18 protein-coding genes and 1 pseudogene are annotated in these 21,861 nt (G+C 61.4%); 6 read left to right on the top strand and 13 right to left on the bottom strand.

Features of this window, described 5'->3' with window-relative positions; genetic code table 11:
* Positions 1-4: 4 nt before the first annotated feature.
* From CKW25_RS14945 to CKW25_RS14935, 3 genes are all read right to left on the bottom strand, one after another.
* The gene (locus CKW25_RS14945; RefSeq protein ID WP_095080222.1) at positions 5-874 is read right to left on the bottom strand and encodes a DUF6279 family lipoprotein; all 870 of its coding nucleotides are present in this window, start codon (positions 872-874) and stop codon (positions 5-7) included.
* 66 nt (positions 875-940) lie between these two features.
* Entirely contained in the window at positions 941-1,657 is a 717-nt protein-coding gene (locus CKW25_RS14940; protein WP_095080221.1) for a TorF family putative porin, read from the bottom strand.
* Positions 1,658-1,924: 267 nt separating this feature from the next.
* Positions 1,925-2,113, bottom strand: a complete 189-nt coding sequence (locus tag CKW25_RS14935) for a hypothetical protein (RefSeq protein ID WP_030131898.1) — start codon at positions 2,111-2,113, stop codon at positions 1,925-1,927.
* A 351-nt stretch (positions 2,114-2,464) separates the two neighbouring features.
* Here CKW25_RS14935 and CKW25_RS14930 point away from each other — a divergent pair, with 351 nt between their 5' ends.
* From CKW25_RS14930 to CKW25_RS27075, 3 genes are all read left to right on the top strand, one after another.
* Positions 2,465-3,301, top strand: a complete 837-nt coding sequence (locus CKW25_RS14930; protein ID WP_095080220.1) for a S1 RNA-binding domain-containing protein — start codon at positions 2,465-2,467, stop codon at positions 3,299-3,301.
* A 360-nt stretch (positions 3,302-3,661) separates the two neighbouring features.
* The gene (locus CKW25_RS14925; protein ID WP_095080219.1) at positions 3,662-4,594 is read left to right on the top strand and encodes a DMT family transporter; all 933 of its coding nucleotides are present in this window, start codon (positions 3,662-3,664) and stop codon (positions 4,592-4,594) included.
* 167 nt (positions 4,595-4,761) lie between these two features.
* Positions 4,762-4,890 carry a PA1414 family protein gene (locus tag CKW25_RS27075; protein WP_256577977.1) on the top strand — a complete coding sequence of 43 codons (129 nt, stop codon included), beginning with the start codon at positions 4,762-4,764 and terminating at the stop codon, positions 4,888-4,890.
* A gap of 97 nt (positions 4,891-4,987) precedes the next feature.
* On the opposite strand, the gene CKW25_RS14920 is transcribed toward CKW25_RS27075, so the two are convergent.
* The 6 genes and pseudogenes from CKW25_RS14920 to speB all read right to left on the bottom strand — a co-directional run bounded on the left by CKW25_RS14920 (position 4,988) and on the right by speB (position 10,551).
* Entirely contained in the window at positions 4,988-5,230 is a 243-nt protein-coding gene (locus CKW25_RS14920) for a phosphopantetheine-containing protein (RefSeq protein ID WP_095080218.1), read from the bottom strand.
* Positions 5,231-5,270: 40 nt separating this feature from the next.
* Positions 5,271-6,026, bottom strand: coding sequence for an MBL fold metallo-hydrolase (locus tag CKW25_RS14915; RefSeq protein ID WP_095080217.1), 756 nt, complete (start codon positions 6,024-6,026; stop codon positions 5,271-5,273).
* An 88-nt stretch (positions 6,027-6,114) separates the two neighbouring features.
* Positions 6,115-7,494, bottom strand: coding sequence for a sodium:solute symporter (locus CKW25_RS14910; protein WP_095080216.1), 1,380 nt, complete (start codon positions 7,492-7,494; stop codon positions 6,115-6,117).
* A gap of 115 nt (positions 7,495-7,609) precedes the next feature.
* Positions 7,610-9,121, bottom strand: coding sequence for a cytosine permease (locus tag CKW25_RS14905; protein WP_095080215.1), 1,512 nt, complete (start codon positions 9,119-9,121; stop codon positions 7,610-7,612).
* Positions 9,122-9,176: 55 nt separating this feature from the next.
* Positions 9,177-9,591: pseudogene (locus CKW25_RS14900) on the bottom strand (nuclear transport factor 2 family protein).
* 9 nt (positions 9,592-9,600) lie between these two features.
* The gene (speB, locus tag CKW25_RS14895) at positions 9,601-10,551 is read right to left on the bottom strand and encodes an agmatinase (RefSeq protein WP_095080214.1); all 951 of its coding nucleotides are present in this window, start codon (positions 10,549-10,551) and stop codon (positions 9,601-9,603) included.
* A 369-nt stretch (positions 10,552-10,920) separates the two neighbouring features.
* Here speB and CKW25_RS14890 point away from each other — a divergent pair, with 369 nt between their 5' ends.
* Both CKW25_RS14890 and CKW25_RS14885 read left to right on the top strand, forming a co-directional pair.
* Entirely contained in the window at positions 10,921-11,814 is an 894-nt protein-coding gene (locus tag CKW25_RS14890; RefSeq protein WP_095080213.1) for a LysR family transcriptional regulator, read from the top strand.
* A gap of 13 nt (positions 11,815-11,827) precedes the next feature.
* Complete coding sequence (locus tag CKW25_RS14885; RefSeq protein ID WP_095080212.1) at positions 11,828-12,421, top strand: tRNA-uridine aminocarboxypropyltransferase; 594 nt, start codon at positions 11,828-11,830, stop codon at positions 12,419-12,421.
* 170 nt (positions 12,422-12,591) lie between these two features.
* On the opposite strand, the gene CKW25_RS14880 is transcribed toward CKW25_RS14885, so the two are convergent.
* From CKW25_RS14880 to CKW25_RS14865, 4 genes are all read right to left on the bottom strand, one after another.
* Entirely contained in the window at positions 12,592-12,903 is a 312-nt protein-coding gene (locus tag CKW25_RS14880; protein ID WP_095080211.1) for a hypothetical protein, read from the bottom strand.
* Positions 12,904-13,088: 185 nt separating this feature from the next.
* Complete coding sequence (locus CKW25_RS14875; RefSeq protein WP_095080210.1) at positions 13,089-14,468, bottom strand: HlyD family type I secretion periplasmic adaptor subunit; 1,380 nt, start codon at positions 14,466-14,468, stop codon at positions 13,089-13,091.
* A gap of 9 nt (positions 14,469-14,477) precedes the next feature.
* On the bottom strand, positions 14,478-16,637 hold the full coding sequence (locus tag CKW25_RS14870; RefSeq protein WP_095080209.1) for a type I secretion system permease/ATPase: 2,160 nt from the start codon (positions 16,635-16,637) through the stop codon (positions 14,478-14,480).
* Between the two features lie 18 nt (positions 16,638-16,655).
* Positions 16,656-18,020, bottom strand: coding sequence for a TolC family outer membrane protein (locus tag CKW25_RS14865; RefSeq protein WP_095080208.1), 1,365 nt, complete (start codon positions 18,018-18,020; stop codon positions 16,656-16,658).
* Positions 18,021-18,602: 582 nt separating this feature from the next.
* Here CKW25_RS14865 and CKW25_RS27070 point away from each other — a divergent pair.
* On the top strand, positions 18,603-21,861 hold a 3,259-nt coding region (locus CKW25_RS27070), incomplete at its 3' end, for a retention module-containing protein (protein ID WP_256577976.1).

Below are 21,861 nucleotides of genomic sequence, written 5' to 3'. Positions count from 1 at the left end.
CCGCTCAGGAGGTGCCCACCGCCTTCAAGCACGTCAGTGCGTTGAACTGATCGCGCACCTTGTCGATCCGGTTCTGCAAATGCTGTCGCTGCTCGTCGCTGCTGTCGGCCATCAGGTCGACCAGCAGGCCGCGGGCCAGGGTTTCGGCGTTGGCGTAGGCCTGGCGGTAGGCCGGGGTCCACAACGATTCGCGATCTACCAGCAGGGTTTCGATGCGTTGGGCAAAGTCGCTGCTGTGGCGCTGGTCCATCGCCTGGCTGAACAGCGCCTGCCAATGGGCCCGGTTGGCGATCCATTGCCGATTCTGATCGCCCAGGGCGGTGGACCAGGCGAGCACTCGCTGTTGCTGAGCCTTGTCGAGTGGGCCGAGCCAGTCGGTCAGGCGCTTGCCCATGCGCTGGCTGCGCTGCTGGATTTGTCGGGCCAGAGGCGGTTTGACGTATTTTTCCTGACGCTCGCGCACATCCTTGGCGAAGGCGTGCTTCATCTCATTGACCTGCTGATCGTTCATCCCGCGCAATAACTCGACCGCCGACGGCGTGATTTGCCGGGCGGTCCGGGCGATGGCTTGCTTGGCTTCCAGGGTGCGGGCTTGCAGGGCGGTATCGGTGACCTGATGGGTGCTGACCATTTGTCGGGTGCGGGTGAGCCAGTCCAGATAGTCGGGCAACTGCGTTGCACAGTGCCATTGCAGGTGCTCCTCGAGACGCTCTTTGAGCCAGTCCTCCTGCTCGCGATTCATGTCCAGGTAATCGTTGAGCGTCCAGGGAATGATCGTGTCGAGATTGCGGTAGGCCAGGTCCACTCGGTTGCAGGCCGTCAGGGCAAGGCACAGGGGCAGCAGCAGACTCAGGTGTTTCAACCAGCGCGTCATGGGCCAATCCTTGCGCAAGCGTTGTTCTGGTATTTGAACGCAGGATGGACCCGGGCGTTCAGCCAATCAATAGAACCGGTGTTCGGCCTTGAAGGTGAACAAGCCGTCGCATTGGCTGTTGTGCCCGGAGTAGGCACTGCAATCACTGCCATTAAGGCTTGAGTCGCTGTAGATCAGGTTCAGGTCGATGCCCATCCAGGGCCGTGAGAGCTTGACCGACCAATCGTTGAAACTGCTGACATAACCGCCGTCGGCAATCGAAGTCGGGGTAAAGAGCCGGTGGGTGGTGTACTTGACGCTGAGCCCTACGCCGAACGGCTGGGTGCCACTGAGGTCGGCGAACAAGGTGCTGTTGCGCTTGTCCGGATCATTGCTGAACGCTGCGCCGAAGCGGCTGCCCAGCAAGGTAAGGCCACCGAAAAACTCCTGGCTGTCGAGAGTGTCCAGTTGCGGGTAGCTGTAGTGGATCATGCCTACCTCATAACCCAGGGTCCGGTCGAAAGGGCGCTTGAATCCCAGGTAGGAGTCGACTTCCAGGTTACCGGCGGGCGACAGGCCCATGCTTGGGGCCCATTGACCCACATACCAGCCACTGTCATGACTCAGGTCCAGGCCACCATGGAATGAGCCGGTGCTGGACGGCTTGACCAGGCCCTGGGCCATGCTACGGCTAGGGCTTGTGCCTAGCTTGAGGTCATAGTCGCCGAGTTCGCGCTGGAAGATCTGTGCATTGGCACTCATGCACACCAACAGGCTGATCAGTAACGTTGTAAGTTTGAGCATGCTTCACTCTTGAAGGTGCGGCAGGCCTGGCGATTCGTGATGGCGGCCTCTCCACTGAAGTCAGCCTGTGTGGGAAACGCCCGGTCTAGAGCATTCCGAGCATACCGGCGAATGTCGACGGCTGGCTACCGTTCGTCGATTGACGGGCCAAAAGTCATGGGCTTGTCGATTCGACCGGCTGACAGGGGGGGAGGAAGCAGGGAGGGTTCCAGTCCTAGCGCTTCGATGTTCAAAGCGCTTAGGGACCAGGGTGACGCGAGGGGGGTGTTACTTTTTGCCCAGGGTAATCTGCTTGGACGGGCCGAATGTCTGGCCGCTGACGCCTTTGGCAATTTGCTGGATCTCGCCACCGGATTTGAGGAAGGCAGCAATCTGGTCGTTGATCGATTCGCTGGTTTCAACGGCTGGAGCTGGCTTTGCTTTGCTGTTGGATGCTTTTACACGCATGGCGGCCATTAACCTGTAGAAAATTAACTTGGCCAGCCATCATACAGGAAATGCTTGACAATTGCTTGGTAAATATCTTCCTGGAATAACCGTGGGTGTTCGTCGACCAAGCCTAAGTTGCTCTTTGGAATATCCCCCTAAGCTACTGTTTTAAATAAGAACCTTGCCGTGAAAGAGCGCCTGCGCGGGGCAACGATTACGGCGGCTGCGGCCACGACGGTCTGACGAGCGGGTCGCGGCCTGACACAAAACCCAGGAAAATCGAGCCATGCGGCGGTTTTTTTTGCGCAGGCCCTGCGCTCACCCAACGGCGCGAGCAAAAACGGGTAGAATGCCGCCCAAGCAATGAGGGTATTGGAAATGGCTTTAGTCGGGCGTTACAACAGTTTGCAAGTGGTTAAACACACTAACTTCGGTTTATATCTGGACGGTGGCGCGGATGGCGAAATCCTTTTGCCCAATCGTTATATTCCCAAAGATATTCCCAGCGAAGATGAAGACTGGCTGAACGTTTTTGTTTATCTGGACAGCGATGACAAACTCATCGCCACGACAGAAAAACCAAAAGTTCAGGTCGGTGAATTTGCCAGCCTCAAAGTTGTTGAAGTCAACAGCATCGGAGTGTTTCTCGACTGGGGTCTGTCCAAGGACCTGCTGCTGCCGTACTCCGAGGAAAAGCGCCAGATGAGCGCGGGCGAATACTGTGTGGTGCATGTCTACCTCGACAAGCACACCCGTCGTATCACCGCGACCGCGCGCCTGGATCGCTACCTGGATAAAACCCCGGCCAACTACACGGCTGGCCAGGAAGTCGACCTGCTGGTGGCCGAAGCGACCGACATGGGCTTCAAGGCGATCATCAACAACAAGCACTGGGGCCTGATCCACAAGAACGAGATCTTCAAGTTCATGCGTGCCGGCAAGGAAGAGAAGGGCTTTATCAAGGAAGTGCGTGCCGACGGCAAGATCAGCCTGAGCCTGCAGCCTGTGGGTGTCGAAGCGGCCAGCAGCCTGAACTCGAAGATCCTCGCCAAGTTGCGCGACAATAACGGCACCTTGCCGGTCAGCGACAAGAGCGACCCGGCATTGATCAGCAGCCTGTTTGGTGTCAGCAAGGGCAACTTCAAGAAGGCCATTGGCGCACTCTACAAGAATGGCCAGATCGTTATTCACGCCGACCGTATCGAGCTCAGCTGAGTTCGATAAGCCGGGCGTCGGGCGGGGAGAACCTGACCGACGGCCGGTCTGGTCAATACTTCAGCGCATCGACCGTCGTCCTGGCCAGGTACCGCAATGCTGTTCAGTCAAGGATAGGGTTGCTCAATGCACCCCCGTGGCGAGCGAGCTTGCTCGCGCTGGGCTGCACAGCAGCCCCAAAAACTATCGCCGAGTTCGCTCTGAAAGACCGCGGTCGCTTTGTTGGGGGCGCTCAGCGCGAGCAACGGGTCTCACACTCGCCTCAAGCGTTTCTTGACTGAACAGCATTAGGCCAAGTACCGGGGCTTTTGTTTTCTGTCGAGCCACCGCCATGTCATTAACCGTTCGCGAGGTTTCGTGATGATTGCCACTCGGCGCAGCGCCGATGCGTTTGCCCTGCAAGTGATGGTGGGGCTGTGCCTGGTGTGGGGCATCCAGCAGGTGATGATCAAGTGGGCCGCCGCGGACATTGCCCCTGTGATGCAGGCCGCCGGACGCTCGGGAATCTCCGCGTTGCTGGTGGGCTTGTTGATCTGCTGGAAGGGCGGCTGGGACCAGGTCGGCAGTACCTGGCGTGGCGGTCTGCTGGCCGGTAGCCTGTTTGGCCTCGAGTTCCTGTTCATCTCCGAAGGCCTGCAACTGACCACCGCGGCCCATATGTCGGTGTTTCTCTACACCGCGCCGATCTTTACCGCGCTGGGCGTGCATTGGTTGCTGCCGAGCGAGCGCTTGCGCCCGGTGCAATGGCTGGGGATTCTGCTGGCCTTTATCGGCATTGGCATTGCGTTTGCCGGTGGCGTGTCCTGGGACAATCTGGACCGGCGCATGCTGCTGGGCGACGCGCTCGGTGTACTGGCCGGAGCGGCCTGGGGTGCAACCACGGTGGTGGTACGCGCCTCGCGGTTGTCGGAGGCGCCGGTGACCCTGACCTTGTTTTATCAGCTGATCGTCGGTTTCGTCGGCCTGTTGCTGATCGCGCTGGTCAGCGGCCAGGTGACCCATGTCCAATTGACGGCCGTGGCGGTTTCCAGCGTGCTGTTTCAGGGGCTGGTGGTGTCATTCTTCAGTTACCTGATCTGGTTCTGGTTGCTGCGCCGTTATCTGGCGGCGAACCTGGCGGTGTTTTCGTTCATGACCCCGCTGTTCGGTGTCACGTTCGGGGTGCTGTTGCTGGGGGAGAAACTGACCCTCAACTTCGTCATGGGGGCCGTGCTGGTGCTGTTGGGCATCACCTTTGTCAGCGCCGAACAGTGGGTCCGCCGCCGTTTGCGCAAGGCGCTGGGGCAATATTGACCCGTGGCCGCGACGGGCCGCGAGCAAGGCCAGTCGAAGGTGATTCAGATCAATTAAGTAACAGATCTTTGCGTTCTTGGGCGAGCATTGCGTAGGAGTTAAGGCTACTATCTGTATGAAGCGTCTACAGAACCCGGTCGCTCGGCATTACCCTGAAGGGGGGCACCATGAAAGAGAAACTGCAAAACTGGCTCCATGACCTCGGTGTCGCGCTTGGTTTGATCGAACCGCCTCTGCAACCAGTGCCTGTGCGCACCGACGACGATCAACGTCGACGTCAACAACGCCGCCGGTAACACGCAACACATCAGCAGGTCGCAGCCGCCCGCACCCTCAAGGTGCCGTGTGTGGCTGCGACATCGCACCCGCCTGTTTTCACCCAGTACACTGCTTTCACTGTCGACCGATGTGCTCCAGAAACCGGATCAGGTCCTCGGCGGTGGTGGCTGACGTGAGCAGTCGATCCTCTTCATGAGTGAAGGCGGTCAGCTTCAGCTCATCTTCCAGATGAAAAATCAGCTCCTCGATGTCCAGCCCCAGATTCGACAGGCTGGCGTTGTCCGCGAAATCCTCACGACCCTCGAGCAAGCGGCTGATGAAGCAATGCACGGCTTCGCGAAGGCCTTCTGTGTTCATGATCCTGCCTGGATGGAGAGGCGCGTCTCCTGCAAAAGTATTAATCCTTTGGTCTGAGTACAGCACAGCCTCCGCGATGTTGACGTTGCCATTGGTCAATCATGTCGCGCAGTTTTTCCCCGGAGAAGCTTGGGAAGTGGCCGCCGTGCACCGTCCGGATCGGTAGCGTGCGCAGGCGTTGCAGGCTGCTGGCGTAATCCTCGAGGTTGGAGTGGTAGGCGTCTTCGACCAAGGGGCCGTCGTAGATGATGTCGCCGCTGAACAGCGTGCCCGTGGCGGCCTCGAACAGGCTGATGCCACCGGGTGAATGACCGGGCGTGTGAAGCACCTGCAGGGTGCGATTACCCAGGTCGAGCACATCGCCGTCCTCAACGAAACCGGTCGCGGGTGCGGCTTTGACCCGGTACTCGGCGTAACACAGCGGGCAGTCGGGATGCGCCTCGAACATGTCGTCGCCGACGCAGGCCCGGGACAGGGTGTTGTCGCCATCCGGTGCCGCGAGGATCCGTGCCTCGGCCGGGTGTACCAGGCGTTCGGGAAATTCGTGATGACCGGCGATATGGTCGAAGTGGCAATGGCTGGCCACGGCGACCAGCGGGCGTTCGGTGAGCCACGGCAATTGCTCGCGCAGGCTGACCAGGCCTGAGCCTGTGTCGAGCAGCAAGTCCTTGTCGCGCCCCTGGATATGCCACAGGTTGCAGCGGTAGAACGGCCGGATATATGGCTCGTGGATCAGGCGGATAGCGTCACTCAGTTGTTTGACTTCGAACCATTGATCGCGACTGACGATGAGCATGGTGTTTTTCTCCAGGCGAAAAAAAACGGGTGCAGCAACCGACGCTGCACCCGCCGAAGAAAAGGTTCAAGCCGTTGTTGGTTTCAGCTTATATCGCGTTCGCCACGGTTGCCGGGCGACGGGATGCCAGGCTGATCACGACGAAGCTCACCAGGCCGACTGCCAGGCTGTAGTAGATCGGCGTGTTGGCATCCAGGCCATCCGTGACCATGAACACCAGGGCCGTCGCGAAGCCCAGGCCCATGCTGGCGATGGCGCCGGCGGTGGTGGCGCGTTTCCAGAAGATGGCGCCGATCAGCGGGATCAGCATGCCGCCCACCAACAGGTTGTAGGCCAGGGTCAGGGCGCTGATCACGTCGTTGACGACCAGGGCGATACCTAGCACCACGATACCGGTCAACAGGGTGACCAGGCGGTTGACCGCCAGGCTCGACTGTTTACCGCCGCGCAGTTTCGGCAGCAGGTCTTCGGTCAGGGTGGTGGCTGCGGCGAGCAGGCCGGCGCTGGCGGTGGACATCATGGCGGCCAGAGCCGCGGCGATCACCAGGCCACGAATACCGTCCGGCAGGGACAGTTTGACGATGGCGGCGAAGGCGTTGTTGACGTTGTCCAGGTCTGGAATCAGCACGTGGGCCGCCATGCCGATCAGGGCACAGGCCAGGCCGTAGAGGATGCAGTAGACCCCGGCGAAGGTGCCGGCGTATTGAGCGACCTTGGCGGTCTTGACGGTGAACACCCGTTGCCAGATGTCCTGGCCGATCAGGATGCCGAAGAAGTAGATCATGAAGTAGGTGATGATGGTGTCCCAGCCGATGGTGGTGAAGCTGAAGGCGGCTGCCGGCAGTTTCAGCACCAACTCATCCCAGCCGCCGACGCGGTACAGGCAGATTGGCAACAGGATGAACATCAGACCGACGGTCTTGATCACGAACTGGACGATGTCGGTCAGGGTCAGGGACCACATGCCGCCGATGGCCGAGTAGATCACCACCACGCCACCACCGAGCAGCACCGAGATCCAGAACGGCAGGCCGAACAGCACTTGCAGCACGGTGCCGATGGCCAGGATCGAGGTCACGCCGATCATCAGCGCGTAGGCCAGCATGATCACCGCGCTCGCGGAGCGGGCCATCGGGTTGTAGCGTTTTTCCAGGACCTGGGTAACGGTGTAGATTTTCAGTTTCAGCAGCGGTTTGGCGAGGAACAGGTTCAGCGCCACGATCCCGCAGCCCAGTGCGGCGCAGAGCCAGAAACCGGAAATGCCATGCACATAGCCCAGGCGCACGGTGCCCACGGTGGACGCGCCGCCCAGGACGGTGGCGGCCATGGTGCCCATGTACAGGCTCGGGCCGAGGTTACGACCGGCGACCAAAAAGTCTTCGTTGGTCTTGGCCTTGCGCATGCCGTAGTAGCCGAGTATCAGCATCGCGGCGGCGTAGATGAGTACGACGAATAAATCCAAAGCCATGATGGCGTGTCTCCGATTGTCTTTTTTATGTGGAACGCGGGATCAGATTTTCTCAGTGGCAAGGGAGCAAGCTCCCTCGCCACATAAGCTTCAAACCTTCCGGTTTTCTCTTGAATCAGGCGGCTTGCCGCAACGCCGCTTTACCGGGCGACTCCGCGCCCTGGCTCCGAGCATCCTTCGGGCCGTACATCAGCGCCGATTCGGGGAACAGGCTCAACAAGGCCAGGTACACCAGCGAGGCCAGGCCCAGGGTTACTGGCAAACTGATATCGATGCCACCCGCCAGTTCGCCCAGCACACCGACAAACTGCCCGGGCAGGTTGACGAAGCACAGGCCGACCAGTGCGCTGGGGATCCAGGCACCCAGGCCACGCCAGTTCCAGCCATGGCTGAACCAGTAGCGGCCACCTTGCTCGCCACGGGTGAACACTTGCAGGTCGTCCGGGCAGTAGAAGCCGCGACGCTTCACCAGGCCGATGATCATGATCACCATCCACGGAGTGGTGCAGGTGATGATCAGTACGGCGAAGGTCGACACGCTCTGCACCAGGTTCGCCGCAAAGCGCCCGATGAAGATGAAGGCAATCGACATCACCCCGATCAGCAGTGTGGCCTTGACCCGTGACAGCACCCGCGGGAACACGCTGGACATGTCCAGCCCGGTGCCATACAGCGACGTGGTGCCCGTGGACATGCCACCAATCACCGCAATCAGGCACACCGGCAGGAAGAACCAGCTCGGCGAGACGGCCAGCAGGCCACCGACATAGTTGTTCGCGGCAATGTAGTCCGGTGCCTTGATCGCCACGATGGTCGCCGTCGCCAGGCCGAACAGGAACGGGATCAAAGTGGCGATCTGCGCGCCAATCACCGCCAGCATGATCCGGCCCTTGGGGGTTTCGCGCGGGATGTAGCGTGACCAGTCGCCGAGGAACGCGCCGAAGGAGATCGGGTTGCTCATGGCCACCAGCGCTGCGCCAATGAAGGCCGCCCAGAACCCGGCCTGGCCCAGGGCCACGCTGCCGGCGTACTGGCTGTCGAACGCCGGGGCGAAGGCAAAGATCCCCAGCAGGAACAGCAGGCTCGCGGCCCATACGGCAATGCGGTTGACCCACAGCATGAAGCGGAAGCCGTAGATGCACACCGTCAACACCAGGATCGCGAACACGCCGTAGGCCAGGCCCAGGGTCAGGTCGGTTTCCGGCAGGTCGATCAGGCGTTTGGCCCCACCGATCAGCGCATCCCCCGAGCTCCACACCGAGAGCGAGAAGAAGGCGATGGCAGTCAGCAATGACAGGAACGAACCGACGATCCGTCCGTGGACGCCAAAGTGTGCACCGGACGACACGGCATTGTTGGTACCGTTGATCGGACCGAACAGGCCCATGGGGGCGAGGATCAGCGCGCCCAGCAACACGCCCAGCACAATCGCCCAGGCGCCCGCCTGGAACGACAGGCCGAACAGCACCGGGAAACTGCCGAGCACGGCGGTGGCAAAGGTGTTGGCGCCGCCGAAGATCAAGCGAAACAGGTCGCCGGGTCGGGCGTCGCGTTCGTGGTCGGGGATCTGTTCGACCCCGTTTGTCTCGATGCTGCTAAGGCGGTGTTCTTTGTTATTGTTATTCATGATCTGCTCCGATCATCACGGCGCGCTCATCGTGTGTGAGCGTCACCTGTCTTGGCTAAGGGGGTGGCAGCCCTTCCGGCATGGCGGACAAATGTTCGTGGCAGGCCAGCCAATGGCCTTCTTGTTGTTTGCGAAACACAATGGTTTCGCGTTCCTGGCTGAAGTGTTGCTCCCCTTGCATGCGCAGCTTCGTGGCCACGTCATGGACAAACACCGCCACGTCACCCTGCAGGCTGACGAAGGCGTTGCTTGAGGTGCATGCCAGCACCTCGAAGCTCGAAGCCATCCTCGATGCGCCAGTTGTCCCACAACACCTGATAGGCATCGCGCGACAGCAGTGGCTTTTCGAGGGTGTAGAACACGAAGCTGGCGTCCGCGCTGAATGCGCCGAAGTAAGCTTCGCGATCATTTCGGGCGAACGCCGACACCAGTTCGGCGGCGGCGTTGAGAACCTGGTCATGTGCGTTCATGATCAGGCCTCAGCGGTGCGCCACGCCCGGCAGTACGCAGAGCATTTCGTACAGCAGGTTGGCGCCCAGCAACGAGGTGTTGCCGGTGGTGTCGTAAGGCGGCGAGACTTCTACCAGATCGCAACCGACCAGGTCGAGGCCCTGGCAGCCACGGACGATTTCGATGGCTTGAATAGTGGTCAGGCCACCGATTTCCGGGGTACCGGTGCCCGGTGCCCAGGCCGGATCGATGCCGTCGATGTCGAAGCTCAGGTACACCGGGCCGTTGCCGACTTTTTCCCGCACTTCAGCCATCAATGGCGCCAGCGACTGGTGCCAGCACTCTTCGGCCTGCACTACGCGAAAGCCCTGCTTACGGCTCCAGTTGAAGTCTTCAGCGGTGTAGCCCTGGGCGCGCAGACCGATTTGCACCACGCGGTCGCAGTCCAGCAGGCCTTCTTCGACGGCCCGACGGAAGGTGGTGCCGTGGGCGATTTTCTCGCCGAACATGTGATCGTTCACATCGGCGTGAGCGTCGATGTGCACCAGGCCGACCTTGCCGTGCTTTTTGTGGATCGCACGCAGGATCGGCAGGGTGATGGTGTGGTCGCCGCCGAGGGTCAGCGGGATCACGTCGTGCTCGAGGATCTCGTCGTAGGACTCTTCGATGATGCGCACGGCGTCCAGCAGGTTGAACGTGTTGATCGCCACGTCACCGATATCGGCAACGGACAGCGAATCGAATGGCGCGGCGCCGGTGGCCATGTTGTACGGACGGATCATCACCGACTCGGCACGAATTTCCCGTGGCCCGAAGCGGGTGCCAGGGCGCAGCGAAGTCCCGATGTCCAGCGGCACGCCTACGAAGGCAGCGTCCAGGCCGGCAGCGGTTTGCAGGTGGGGGAGTCGCATCATGGTGGCGATGCCGCCGAAGCGCGGCATTTCGTTGCCGCCCAGTGGTTGGTGAAGAATCTTGTCCACGGGTATGGCCTCATCGTCATTGTTTTATTTATGGGGTTGCGCAGCGCAAAGGGTATGTGCAGGCACCTGTTGGGCGGATTCTGCGAAATGGAGTGCCGTAGAAGAATCGCTACCGGCAAATACTTAGTTCATATTTTTCTAAACTAATGGCGGAGGGGGAGATAGACTTCGCGTCATGCGCAAAACCTCTGTGGCGAGGGAGCTTGCTCCCGCTGGGCCGTGAAGCGGCCCCAAAACCATTCACTTTGTTGTCTCAGGTAGAGCGCATCGATAGATTTACGGCTGCTGCGCCCGAACGCGGACCGACCAGCGGGAGCAAGCTCGCTCGCCACAAAAGCAACACGCATGATCTTGCAATCGGAGCCCTCCATGGCCAACGCTTTACCCGACCTGAAACTATTGCGCATCTTCGTCAGCGTGGTGCGTCATCAGGGGTTTGCCAGCGCCCAGCACGAGCTCAACCTGTCGACGTCGGCCATCAGCACCTACATGAGCCAGCTCGAAGGGGCGTTGGGGCTGGTGCTGTGTCATCGCGGCCGGGGCGGCTTCAGCCTGACCAGCAAGGGCGAGCTGTTCCATCAGGAGACCTTGCGCCTGCTGGGCGAACTTGAAGGTTTCGAGCAATACGCGGCGGCCCTCAAGGGCGAGCTGCGCGGCACGCTCAACCTCGGGGTGATCGACTCCACCGTCAGCGACAAGGCCTTACCCTTCGCCGAAGCCATTGGCGCCTATAGCCAGGAACACCCAGCGGTGCACCTGCACCTGTCGGTGATGAGCCCCTACGAACTGCAGCTGGGGGTGCAGGACAATCGCCTGGACCTGGCCATCGGTGCGTTCTCCACGCGCATGAGCGGCCTGGTCTACATGCCGCTCTACCGTGAGCAGCACTGGTTGTATTGCAGCAATCGCCACCCGTTGTTCAGCGAGCGACGGATTCCCGAGCAACTGATCACCCAGCAACGCATGGTCGGTCGCGGTTACTGGAGCCAGGCGGAACTGGCGCGCCACGGCTTCAAGCACAGCGCGGCGACGGTGGACAGTATGGAAGCGCAGCTGATTCTGGTGCTGTCCGGTGCCTACATCGGTTACTTGCCGGAACACTACGCCCAGGCCTGGGCCGACAAGGGTGACTTGCGCGTGTTGCTCCCGGCCACCTTCGGCTACCAGGCACCGTTCTCGATGATCGTGCGCCGGGGACGTAGCCGCGAGCCGCTGATCCAGACTTTCCGTGACTTGCTCAAAGCACAACTCAACCAGGCCTGATCGGGAGAGCCCCATGTCCAGAAACCGATGCGCCCGTTGCCTGCGCCCGCAAACCCATTGCCTGTGCCCGCTGATCCCGAGTCTGGACAGCCGCACCCGGGTGCTGCTGTTGCAACACCCCTGTGAAGTGAGCCATGCGCTGAACACCGCGCGCCTGGCCGCGCTGGGCCTGAACAATGCCGAGTTGATCGTCGGTGAAGTGTTCGAGGACTTGCCGACGCTGCTCAACCCGCCCGGTTATCAGGCCCGCCTGCTGTTTCCCGCAGACGATGCGCAGCCGATGCAGGCATACGCCGCGACGGATAAGCCGCTGCTACTGGTCGTACCGGACGGTACCTGGCGCAAGGCGCGCAAGATGTTGCACCTCAATCCGCTGCTGGCTGCGTTGCCAAGGGTGACCCTGGCCGATGGCGGTGTGTCGCGCTATCGCTTGCGCAAGGCGCCGGGGCCCGGTGCGTTGTCGACGGTGGAAGCGATCGTGCAGGCGTTGCAGGTGCTTGAAGCGCCGACTTCGTTCGAGCCGTTGTTACGACCGTTTGAGGCGTTGATCGAGGGACAGATCGCGGCGATGGGTGAAGAGACCTACCAGAAGAATCATGGGCGATGAGGTCTTCTGTGGCGAGCGAGCTTGCTCGCGCTGGGCGGCGTAGCGGCCCCAAGAGCGGCCGCCAGAGTCTTGCTGAAAGACCGCGGTAGCTTTTTTGGGGGGGGCGCTTCGCACCCCAGCGCGAGCAAGCTCGCTCGCCACGGAGAGTGTTTACACTGACTGATACAGGGCTACCGTTCGCGCATCGCTTCGGTCCGGGCTTTGAGGACGGGTTTGAGCAGGTAATCGAGCACGCTTTTTTCGCCGGTAATGATGACGTGTGGCGAGGGAGCTTGCTCCCGCTGGGCCGCATCGCGGCCCCAAGAGCAACGGCCAACGTCGTGCTGAAAGGCCCTGCTTTTTTGGGGGCTGGACGCTTCGCACCCCAGCGCGAGCAAGCTCGCTCGCCACGGAGAGTGTTCACACTGACTGATACAGGGCTCGCGCTCGCGCATGGCCTCGGTCCAGGCTTTCAGGACGGGTTTGAGCAGGTAATCGAGCACGCTTTTTCGCCGGTAATGATGACGTGTGGCGAGGGAGCTTGCTCCCGCTGGGCCGCATCGCGGCCCCAAGAGCAACGGCCAACGTCGTGCTGAAAGGCCCTGCTTTTTTGGGGGCTGGGCGCTGCGCACCCCAGCGCGAGCAAGCTCGCTCGCCACGGAGAGTGTTTACACTGACTGATACAGGGCTACCGCTCGCGCATCGCTTCGGTCCGGGCTTTGAGGACGGGTTTGAGCAGGTAATCGAGCACGCTTTTCTCGCCGGTAATGATGTCCACCGTGGCAACCATGCCGGGGATGATCAGCAGGGGTTTGACGTCGCCCCCCAGGTGGTTTTTGTCGGTGCGCACCTGAATCAGGTAGAAGCTGTTGCCCTTGTCGTCAGTGATGGTGTCGGCGCCGATCAGTTCGAGTTTGGCCGACAGGCCGCCGTAGATCGTGTAGTCATAGGCGCTGAACTTGACCATGGCTTTCTGACCCGGATGCAGGAAGGCCACGTCCTGCGGGCGGACCTTGGCTTCGATCAGCAGGTTGTCCTCCAGGGGCACGATTTCCACCATGTCGCTGCCCGGTTGAACCACGCCGCCGATGGTGTTCACCTTAAGCACCTTGATGATCCCGTGAACCGGCGAAACCACGGTGGTGCGGGTCACCCGGTCGTCGATGGCAATGCTCGTGGCGGTGATTTTCGACAGGTCGGTGCGCTTCTCGTTGAGCTCCTTGGCGGCGTCCGAACGGAAGCCCTGCACCGACTCATCGAGTTTGCTCCTGATTTCGTCAATCGCCGATTCGGCCCGTGGGATCGCCAGGGTGGTGGCATTCAGCGAGCCACGAATTTCCACGGCGCTGCGCTTGAGCCGCAGGATTTCCACCTGTGACACTGCCCCGGTACCCACCAGCGGCGCGGACATGTTCATTTCCTGGTTCAGCAACGCCAGGCTTGAACTGTATTGCCCTTGTTTGGAGCGAAACTCTGCCAGCTCCTGGGTTTTCTGCCGAAGTTGTTCGGTCAGCGTGCGCTGCTCGCTGGCCAGCCGGCGTTGCCGTTGGTCATACAGGGCGCGCTCGTCTTCGGCCACTTGCGGGGCCTTGGACACGACCTCGTCCGACAGCTTGAGCGGCCGGCCCTCGGCTTCGGCAGACAGGCGTTCGACCTGGGCCATCAGGGCATAACGATCGGCCTCGCTTTCCCCCTTGTTTGACAGGAAGCGCGTGTCATCCAGGCGGATCAGGGTGTCGCCCTTGTTCACCATCTGCCCTTCGCGCACGAAAATCTCGGTGACGATCCCGCCTTCAAGGTTCTGGATGACTTGAACCTTGCTCGACGGAATGGCCTTGCCTTCACCCATGGTGACTTCCTGCAAGACCGCAAGCTTGGCCCACACCAGGGCCGTAATGATCAGCGCGGCGGCCAGCCACACGGTGATTCGCGACCTGCGGGGCGAGTCCTGCAGCGAGGCGTCGGCAGTTTCATGCATGAACTCGCGCTCTGCGCTTTTGCGGAAACTGCCAAAGTAGCCGCGCGGCTCAGGTGAGGAGGGCAATGATCCAGGGGTGGACTCAGGCATAAGCGACTCCTAGACGGCCGCAGAGCCGACACGGCCCTTGCGCAATGCATCGATAACCGCTTCTTTCGGGCCGTCCGCGACGATCCGCCCGTTATCCAGCACCACCAGCCGATCCACCAGGCTGAGCATCGAGGTGCGGTGGGTGACCAACAGCAGGGTCTTGCCTTTTACCCAGGGGTGCAGTTTCTGGCGCAGGATGTCTTCGCTGCTGTTGTCCATGGCACTGGTGGGTTCGTCGAGAACCATGATCGGTGGGTCGAGCAGCAAAGCGCGGGCCAGCAACACCGCTTGACGCTGACCACCGGACAGCAGTTGGCCGCGCTCACCCACTGGCCGGTCGAAGCCGTGGGGGTGTTGGCGGGCCAGTTCCGTAACACCGGTCAGCTCGGCGACTTCGAGCATTCGTGAGTCGCTGATGTAGCGCGCGCCGAGCGTCAGGTTGTCACGCAGGCTGCCGGCCAGCAGCGGCAGGTCGTGGGCCACATAGCCGATCTGTTGGCGCAGGTCGGCGACGTCCAGTTGCCGCAGGTCCAGGCCGTCGAGCAATAGCTGGCCTTCATCCGGGGCGTAGAACCCCATCACCAGGCGGGCCAGGGTGCTTTTGCCTGATCCGCTGCGGCCGATGATGCCGATGCGTTCGCCGGGTTTGACACTGAAACTGACGCCGGACAGCGCCGGGGCGTTTTGCCCGTGGTAGTGGAAGGTCACGCCGCTGACGTCCAGTGCGCCTTGCAGTTGGGTACGCTCCAGTGGCCGTTGCCGGGTGTCGCGCTCCTGGGGTAGCGCCATCAACGCATCGGTGCTGCGCATGGTCAACTGGGCTTGCTGGTAGCGGGTGATCAACCCGGCGATCTGTCCCAGGGGCGCAAGGACGCGGCTGCCAAGCATGTAGGTCGCCACCAGGGCGCCCACGCTGAGGTTGCCGGCGATGATGCTGTAGACCCCGGCGACGATGGTCGCCATGCCGCAGAACTGCTGGATGAACAGGGTGCCGTTGGTGGCCAGCGCCGAGAGGTTGCGCGCATGGCTGTCGAGGCGGGTGAGGGCGCCGTGGGTACTTTCCCATTTGTGCTGGCGTTCGCTCTCGGCGCTACAGGCCTTGAGGGTTTCCAGGCCGCCCAGGGTTTCAATCAGCACGGCCTGGCGTTCGGCCCCCAGTGCCAGGCTTTTCTGGACGGTGTCGCGCAGGCGCACCTGAATCATCATCGCGAAGAGGATGGTGAGCGGGAAGGCCAGCAGCGGGATGACCACCAGCCAGCCGCCGAGCAGGCCGATCACCACCAGCATCAGTACGGCAAAAGGCAGGTCGATCAGGCTGGTCAGGGTCACGGCGGTGAGAAACTCGCGCAGACCCTGGAAGTCGTGGATGCTCTGGGCAAACCCGCCAATGGTAGCGGGACGCGCTTTCATCGACATGCCGGTGATGCGCTCGAACAGGGTGGCGGACAGGATCACGTCGGTTTTCTTGCCAGCCGTGTCCAGCAAGTGCGCACGCACGATCCGCAGCACCAGTTCGAATCCGGTGCCGATCAACAAGCCGATGGCCAGCACCCACAAGGTCGAGGTGGCCTGGTTCGGTACCACCCGATCGTAGGTCTGCATCACGAACAGCGGGAGCATCAGGCCCAGCAGGTTGATCAGGAAGCTCGCCAGAATCGCGTCGCTGTAGAGCCAGCGCGACAGCTTGAGCGTGTCGCGAAACCACGCCTCGACCCGAGGCACCAACGGTGCGCGCAGGTCTTCGAGCTCATGCCGTGGCCGGGCGAACAACGCCTGGCCACTGTATTCCTCGGCCAGCTCCTCACGGCTGACCCATTGTTCTCCACCTTCGGCCTCACTGGGCAGAATCAGCGCCTTGCCGTCTTCCCCCCAACGCCGCAAGACCGCGCAGCGACCATTCCTGAGCAGCAACATGACCGGCAGGTTGAGCGCTGAAATCGACTCCAGTTCACGCCTCAATACACGTGCCTGCAGGCCGGCACGGGCTGCCGCGCGAGGCAGCAGGTCCAGGCTCAGGCGCTGTTTGGCCAGTGGCAGGCCAGCACTCAGGCTGGCCCGGCTGACGGTGCAGTCATGCAGCTTGCACAGGATCAGCAACCCATCCAACAGCGGATCATCAAAACTCAGGCGCGGGTCAATGCCAGTGTTGCCGGGTTCCATGCTGGTCACATCGAGTTCCCCAGTGAGCTAGCGCATCTCGGGCAGGCGGGCTTCGCTTTTCACGTCGGTTTGCGCAATCGCTTCGGCCGGAACCACTACCTTGGCTTTCGTCAGCAGTTCGCCGGTGTTCGCCAGGACACGGTACATGGAGAACTCCTCGGTGTAGCGCACTTCGGTGTAGCGACGACTGGAGTTGTACAGCTCGTTTTCACTGTCGAGCAGGTCGAGCAGGGTCCGCTGGCCGAGGCCGAACTGATCCTGGTAGGCCGCCCGTACGCGCACCGAGGTCTCGGCGTATTCGCGGGCGGTCGGGAGTTGTTTCTTGGCGTTGACCATGGCGTTCCAGGCCAGGGTGATGTTCTCGTTGAGCATGCGCAAGGCGTTGTTGCGGATGTCCATGGACTGGTTGATCTTGTGTGCATCCGATTGCAGGCGGGCCTTGTCGCTGCCGCCGCGGAACAGGTTGTAGTTCATGATCACGCCCACGCGCCACTCGTTGTCGTGGCCCAGGTCGCCCTGCAGGTTGTCGTCGGCACCGACCGCTGCCTCTGCATCGAAGCGTGGATAGAACGGCGACTTGGCGACCTCGTACTGGCTTTCGGCGGCGTTCACGTCGGCCTGCGCGGATTTGAGGTACGGGTTGTTGTCCATCATGGCCTGGCGGGCGTCCGGCAGGGTTTGGGGAACCTCGCCGCGAATCGACGGCAGGGTTTCCAACTCATCGGGCATGCGCCCCACGGCACTGAAGAAGTTGGCTTCGGCATCGGCGAGATCGACTTGGGCGGTGTCGAGGTTGTTTTGCGCCAGGGCCAGGCGCGCTTTCGATTGATCAAGGTCGGCGGTGCTGCCGATGCCACGATCGGTGCGCAGGCCGATCTGGTCGTTGACCCGCAAGTGCGCTTGCAGGTTGTTGGTGGCCAGGGTCACCAGTTCGCGGCGCTTGAGCACTTCGAGGTACACCTCGATGGTGCGCAGGGACAGGCTTTCGGCGGTACCGCGGGTGAAGTAGGCGCGGGAGTTGACAACCGATCGGGTGCGTCCGACTTCATTGGCGGTATTGAAACCGTCGAACAGCATTTGCCGCAGGCGCAGTTCGGACTGGGTGTACCACTCGGTCTCCGTGTTGTGGCCATCGGGCGTCAGGCCGCGGGTCGTGGAGTTGTCGCTGTAGCCACGCCCATAGCCGGCATTCAGGTCCAGTGATGGATAGAAACCCCCTTTGGCGACCTTCACGTCTTCATCGGCTGACAGGCGACTGTTCTCGCTGGCGTGCAGTTCCGGGTGGTTGTCCAGCGTGCTTTGAATCGCTTCGGTCAGTGACATGGCCTGGGCCTGATGAGTGCAGGCCATGGCCAACAGAATCGCGCTGCAGAGGGGCGTGAAAACGCGCATGGGGTACTTCTCCCTGTGTCCTAATAGTGCTTTGTTGTCGCCAAAAAAATGACGCGACTTATAGTTCAAACCGTTCCAGGTTTGTAACAACAGAGCTAAGAACATCCTAGGGAGAAGCTAAGAAGCATTTCTCATAAGAACTATGTCGAAAAAAACTTATGCGCCCTGAAAAATCCAGCACATTGTTCACTCCGTGAGTCCCGTGTTTACGAGCTTTATGGCGCTTTTCGGGGCTAAAAGAGTTCAACCCATTTTGCAACATAGGGTGGAGAGGTGTTGGAGGGGATGGAGGCTGCACGGTTTTAGGGGCGACAAAATATTGTCACTTTCCCGGTAGGATACCGTGGGGTCACCCTCGTAGAACGGCTGGCGGCGCTGAGTGGATGATTCCATTGCGTTTTGTTCCGCACAAATCCAGGCCATCTGCGTAGGGCAAGTGAGGCAAGATCGTCGTCAGGCAGGGCTTTTACCTTGGGGTGGAAGTGCTGCCGGGCGCCAGATCCGCCAAGCCACCCGTTAGTGCCATGCGTACTTCTCTGCATAACCCAGATGCCGATGGATGTCGGCAGCGGAGGACGTCACATGGCAACGCTCATCGGTACCGTCAGCAAGGTTGTGGGTCAGGTTTTCGCACAGGCAGCGGATGGCAGCAAGCGTCCCCTGATCGAGGGGGATCGGCTGTTTGCCGGCGAGCAACTGATCACCGGTGCCGCAGGGGCGGTGGCCGTGCACCTGAGCAACGGTCAGGAACTGACCCTTGGGCGTGACAGCAGCCTGTCAATGACGGCGCAACTGCTGGCCAATCAGGCTGGGCACGTGAGTACGCCCGAGGTGGTGGCACCGAGTGCCGCGCAATTGACCGATGTCGAACAACTGCAAAAAGCCATTGCGGCCGGTGCCGACCCGACCCAGACCGCTGAAGCCACGGCTGCCGGACCGGGTAGCGGTGCAGGTGCGGGCGGGACCGGCGCCGCGGGAGGCGGGCATACCTTTGTCCTGCTGGAAGAGGTGGCCGGTCGGGTCGAACCGATCATTGGCTTCCCCACCGCCGGTTTCAACGGTATCCCTGAGTTCGTCCCGGAGCGCATTGCGCCTGTGCCAGAAGAGGACGGCGATGATGGGATTGTTCCGCCACCGGTGAACAATGGGGTGAACCTCTCCGGCCTGTCGGTAGAAGGCGGCGAGTTGACCCTCAGTGAAGCCAACCTGGCCCAGGGTTCGGCCAGCAATCCTGCGGCGCTGACCCAAAGCGGTACCTTCAGCGTTTCGGCACCGGACGGCCTGTCGAGCCTGAACGTGGGCGGGATCAGCGTCGTCAGTGGTGGCGTGGTCGCGGGTTTCCCGCAATCGATGACCTCTGCCGCGGGCAACACCCTGACCATCACCGGTTTTGACCCGGCCACTGGCCTGGTCAGTTACAGCTACACCCTGGTGTCCAACGAAACCCATTCGGCAAGTGATGGCGCCAACAACCTGAGCGAGCATTTCAGCGTCATTGCCACGGACGTCAACGGCGACACGGCGACCAACTCGCTGGACATCAACATCACCGACGACGTGCCGACGGCGGTGAATGACAGCAACGCGGGAACCGCCAGCGAAATACAGACCATCCTCAGCGGCAACGTGCTGAGCAATGACGTGCAAGGTGCGGATCGGGTACCGACCGGGCCGGTCACCGCGCAGACGGTCAATGGCACCTACGGCCAGTTGGTCCTGGCCGCCGACGGCACTTACACCTACACCGTCGACACCGGCAATCCGGCATTTTTGGCGCTGAAAGCCGACGGCAGCGAAATCTTCACCTACAGCCTTACCGACGCGGACGGCGATACCAGCACCGCGACGCTGACCCTGACCGTCCACAATAACGACGATCCGGTGGCGATCAACGGGCTCAAGGTCGAAGGTGGCGAACTGACGGTCTACGAAAAAGCCCTCGGCGATGGCTCGGCACCGGGCAGTTCAAACCTGACCCAGAGCGGTACTTTCACGGTGACGGCGCTGGACGGCGTGCAGACCCTGAGCGTCGGCGGCATCAACGTGGTCACCAATGGCGTGACCGCCGGCTTCCCGCAGACCTTCACCACCGGCCTGGGCAATACCCTGACCATCACCGGCTATAACTCGACGAGCGGGGTGGTGAGCTACAGCTACACCCTCAACGACAACGAAAACCACCCGACCGCCAGTGGCACCAACAGCCTCAGCGAGTCGTTTGCCGTGACCATTACCGATAGCAACGGCACCACCGCCAACGACTCACTGGACGTGAACATCGTCGACGATGTGCCGACGGCAGTGAACGACAGCAATGCGGGAGCTGCCAGCGAAGCGCAAACCATCCTTAGCGGTAATGTGCTGAGCAATGACGTGCAAGGCGCCGACCGCGTGCCGACCGGACCCAGTGCCGGGCCAATTAGCGCGCAGACGGTCAACGGCACCTATGGCCAGTTGGTCCTGGCCGCCGACGGCACTTACACCTACACCGTCAACGCCAGCAATCCGGCATTTTTGGCGCTGAAAGCCGACGGCAGCGAAACCTTCACCTACACCCTTACCGATGCGGACGGTGATACCAGCACCGCGACGCTGACCCTGACCGTCCACAACAACGACGATCCGGTGACCATAACCGGGTTGAAGGTCGAGGGCGGTGAACTGACGGTCTATGAAAAAGCCCTCGGTGACGGTTCTACCCCCGGCACGCCTTCACTGACCCAAAGCGGCACCTTCACGGTGACGGCGCTGGACGGTGTGCAGAGCTTGAGCGTGGGAGGGATCAACGTGGTCACCAATGGCGTGACCGCTGGCTTCCCGCAAACCTTCACCACTGGCCTGGGCAACACCCTGACCATCACCGGCTACGACTCGGCGAGCGGGGTGGTGAGCTACAGCTACACCCTCAACGACAATGAAAACCACCCGACCGCCAGTGGCACCAACAGCCTCAGCGAGTCGTTTGCCGTGACCATTACCGATAGCAACGGCACCACCGCCAACGACTCACTGGACGTGAACATCGTCGACGATGTGCCGATGGCAGTGAACGACAGCAACGCGCTGTCCGCCAGCGAAACACAGACCATCCTCAGCGGCAATGTGCTGGGCAATGACGTGCAGGGCGCTGACCGCGTACCGACCGGGCCCAGTGCCGGGCCGGTCACCGCGCAGACGGTCAACGGCACCTACGGCCAGTTGGTGCTGGCCGCCAACGGCACCTACACCTACACCGTCGATACCGGCAACCCGGCGTTCCTGGCGTTGACAACCAACGGTACTGAAACCTTCACCTACACCCTTACCGACGCGGACGGCGATACCAGCAGCGCGACCCTGACCCTGACCGTCGACAACAACGACGATCCGGTGACCATCACCGGGCTCAAGGTCGAAGGCGGTGAACTGACGGTCTACGAAAAAGCCCTCGGCGACGGCTCGGCACCGGGCAATTCAAACCTGACCCAGAGCGGCACCTTCACCGTCACCGCACTGGATGGCGTAAAAACCCTGAGCGTCGGTGGCATTAGCGTGGTGACTAACGGCGTGACCGCCGGCTTCCCGCAAACCGTCACCACCGGCCTGGGCAACACCCTGACCATCACCGGCTACGATTCGGCGAGCGGGCTGGTGAGCTACAGCTACACCCTCAACGACAACGAAAACCACCCGACCGCCGGCGGTACCAACAGCCTCAGCGAGTCCTTCAACGTCACGGTCACCGACAGCAACGGCACCACCGCCAACGACTCGCTGGACGTGAACATCGTCGACGATGTGCCGACGGCGGTGAACGACAGCAACGCGGGGACCGCCAGCGAAATACAGACCATCCTCAGTG

Origin of the sequence: Pseudomonas sp. Irchel s3h17, from assembly GCF_900187505.1 — a bacterium.
GTDB lineage: Bacteria > Pseudomonadota > Gammaproteobacteria > Pseudomonadales > Pseudomonadaceae > Aquipseudomonas.
The sequence above is the reverse complement of the archived record's forward strand: the minus strand, read 5'-3'. Positions and strand labels throughout refer to the sequence as shown.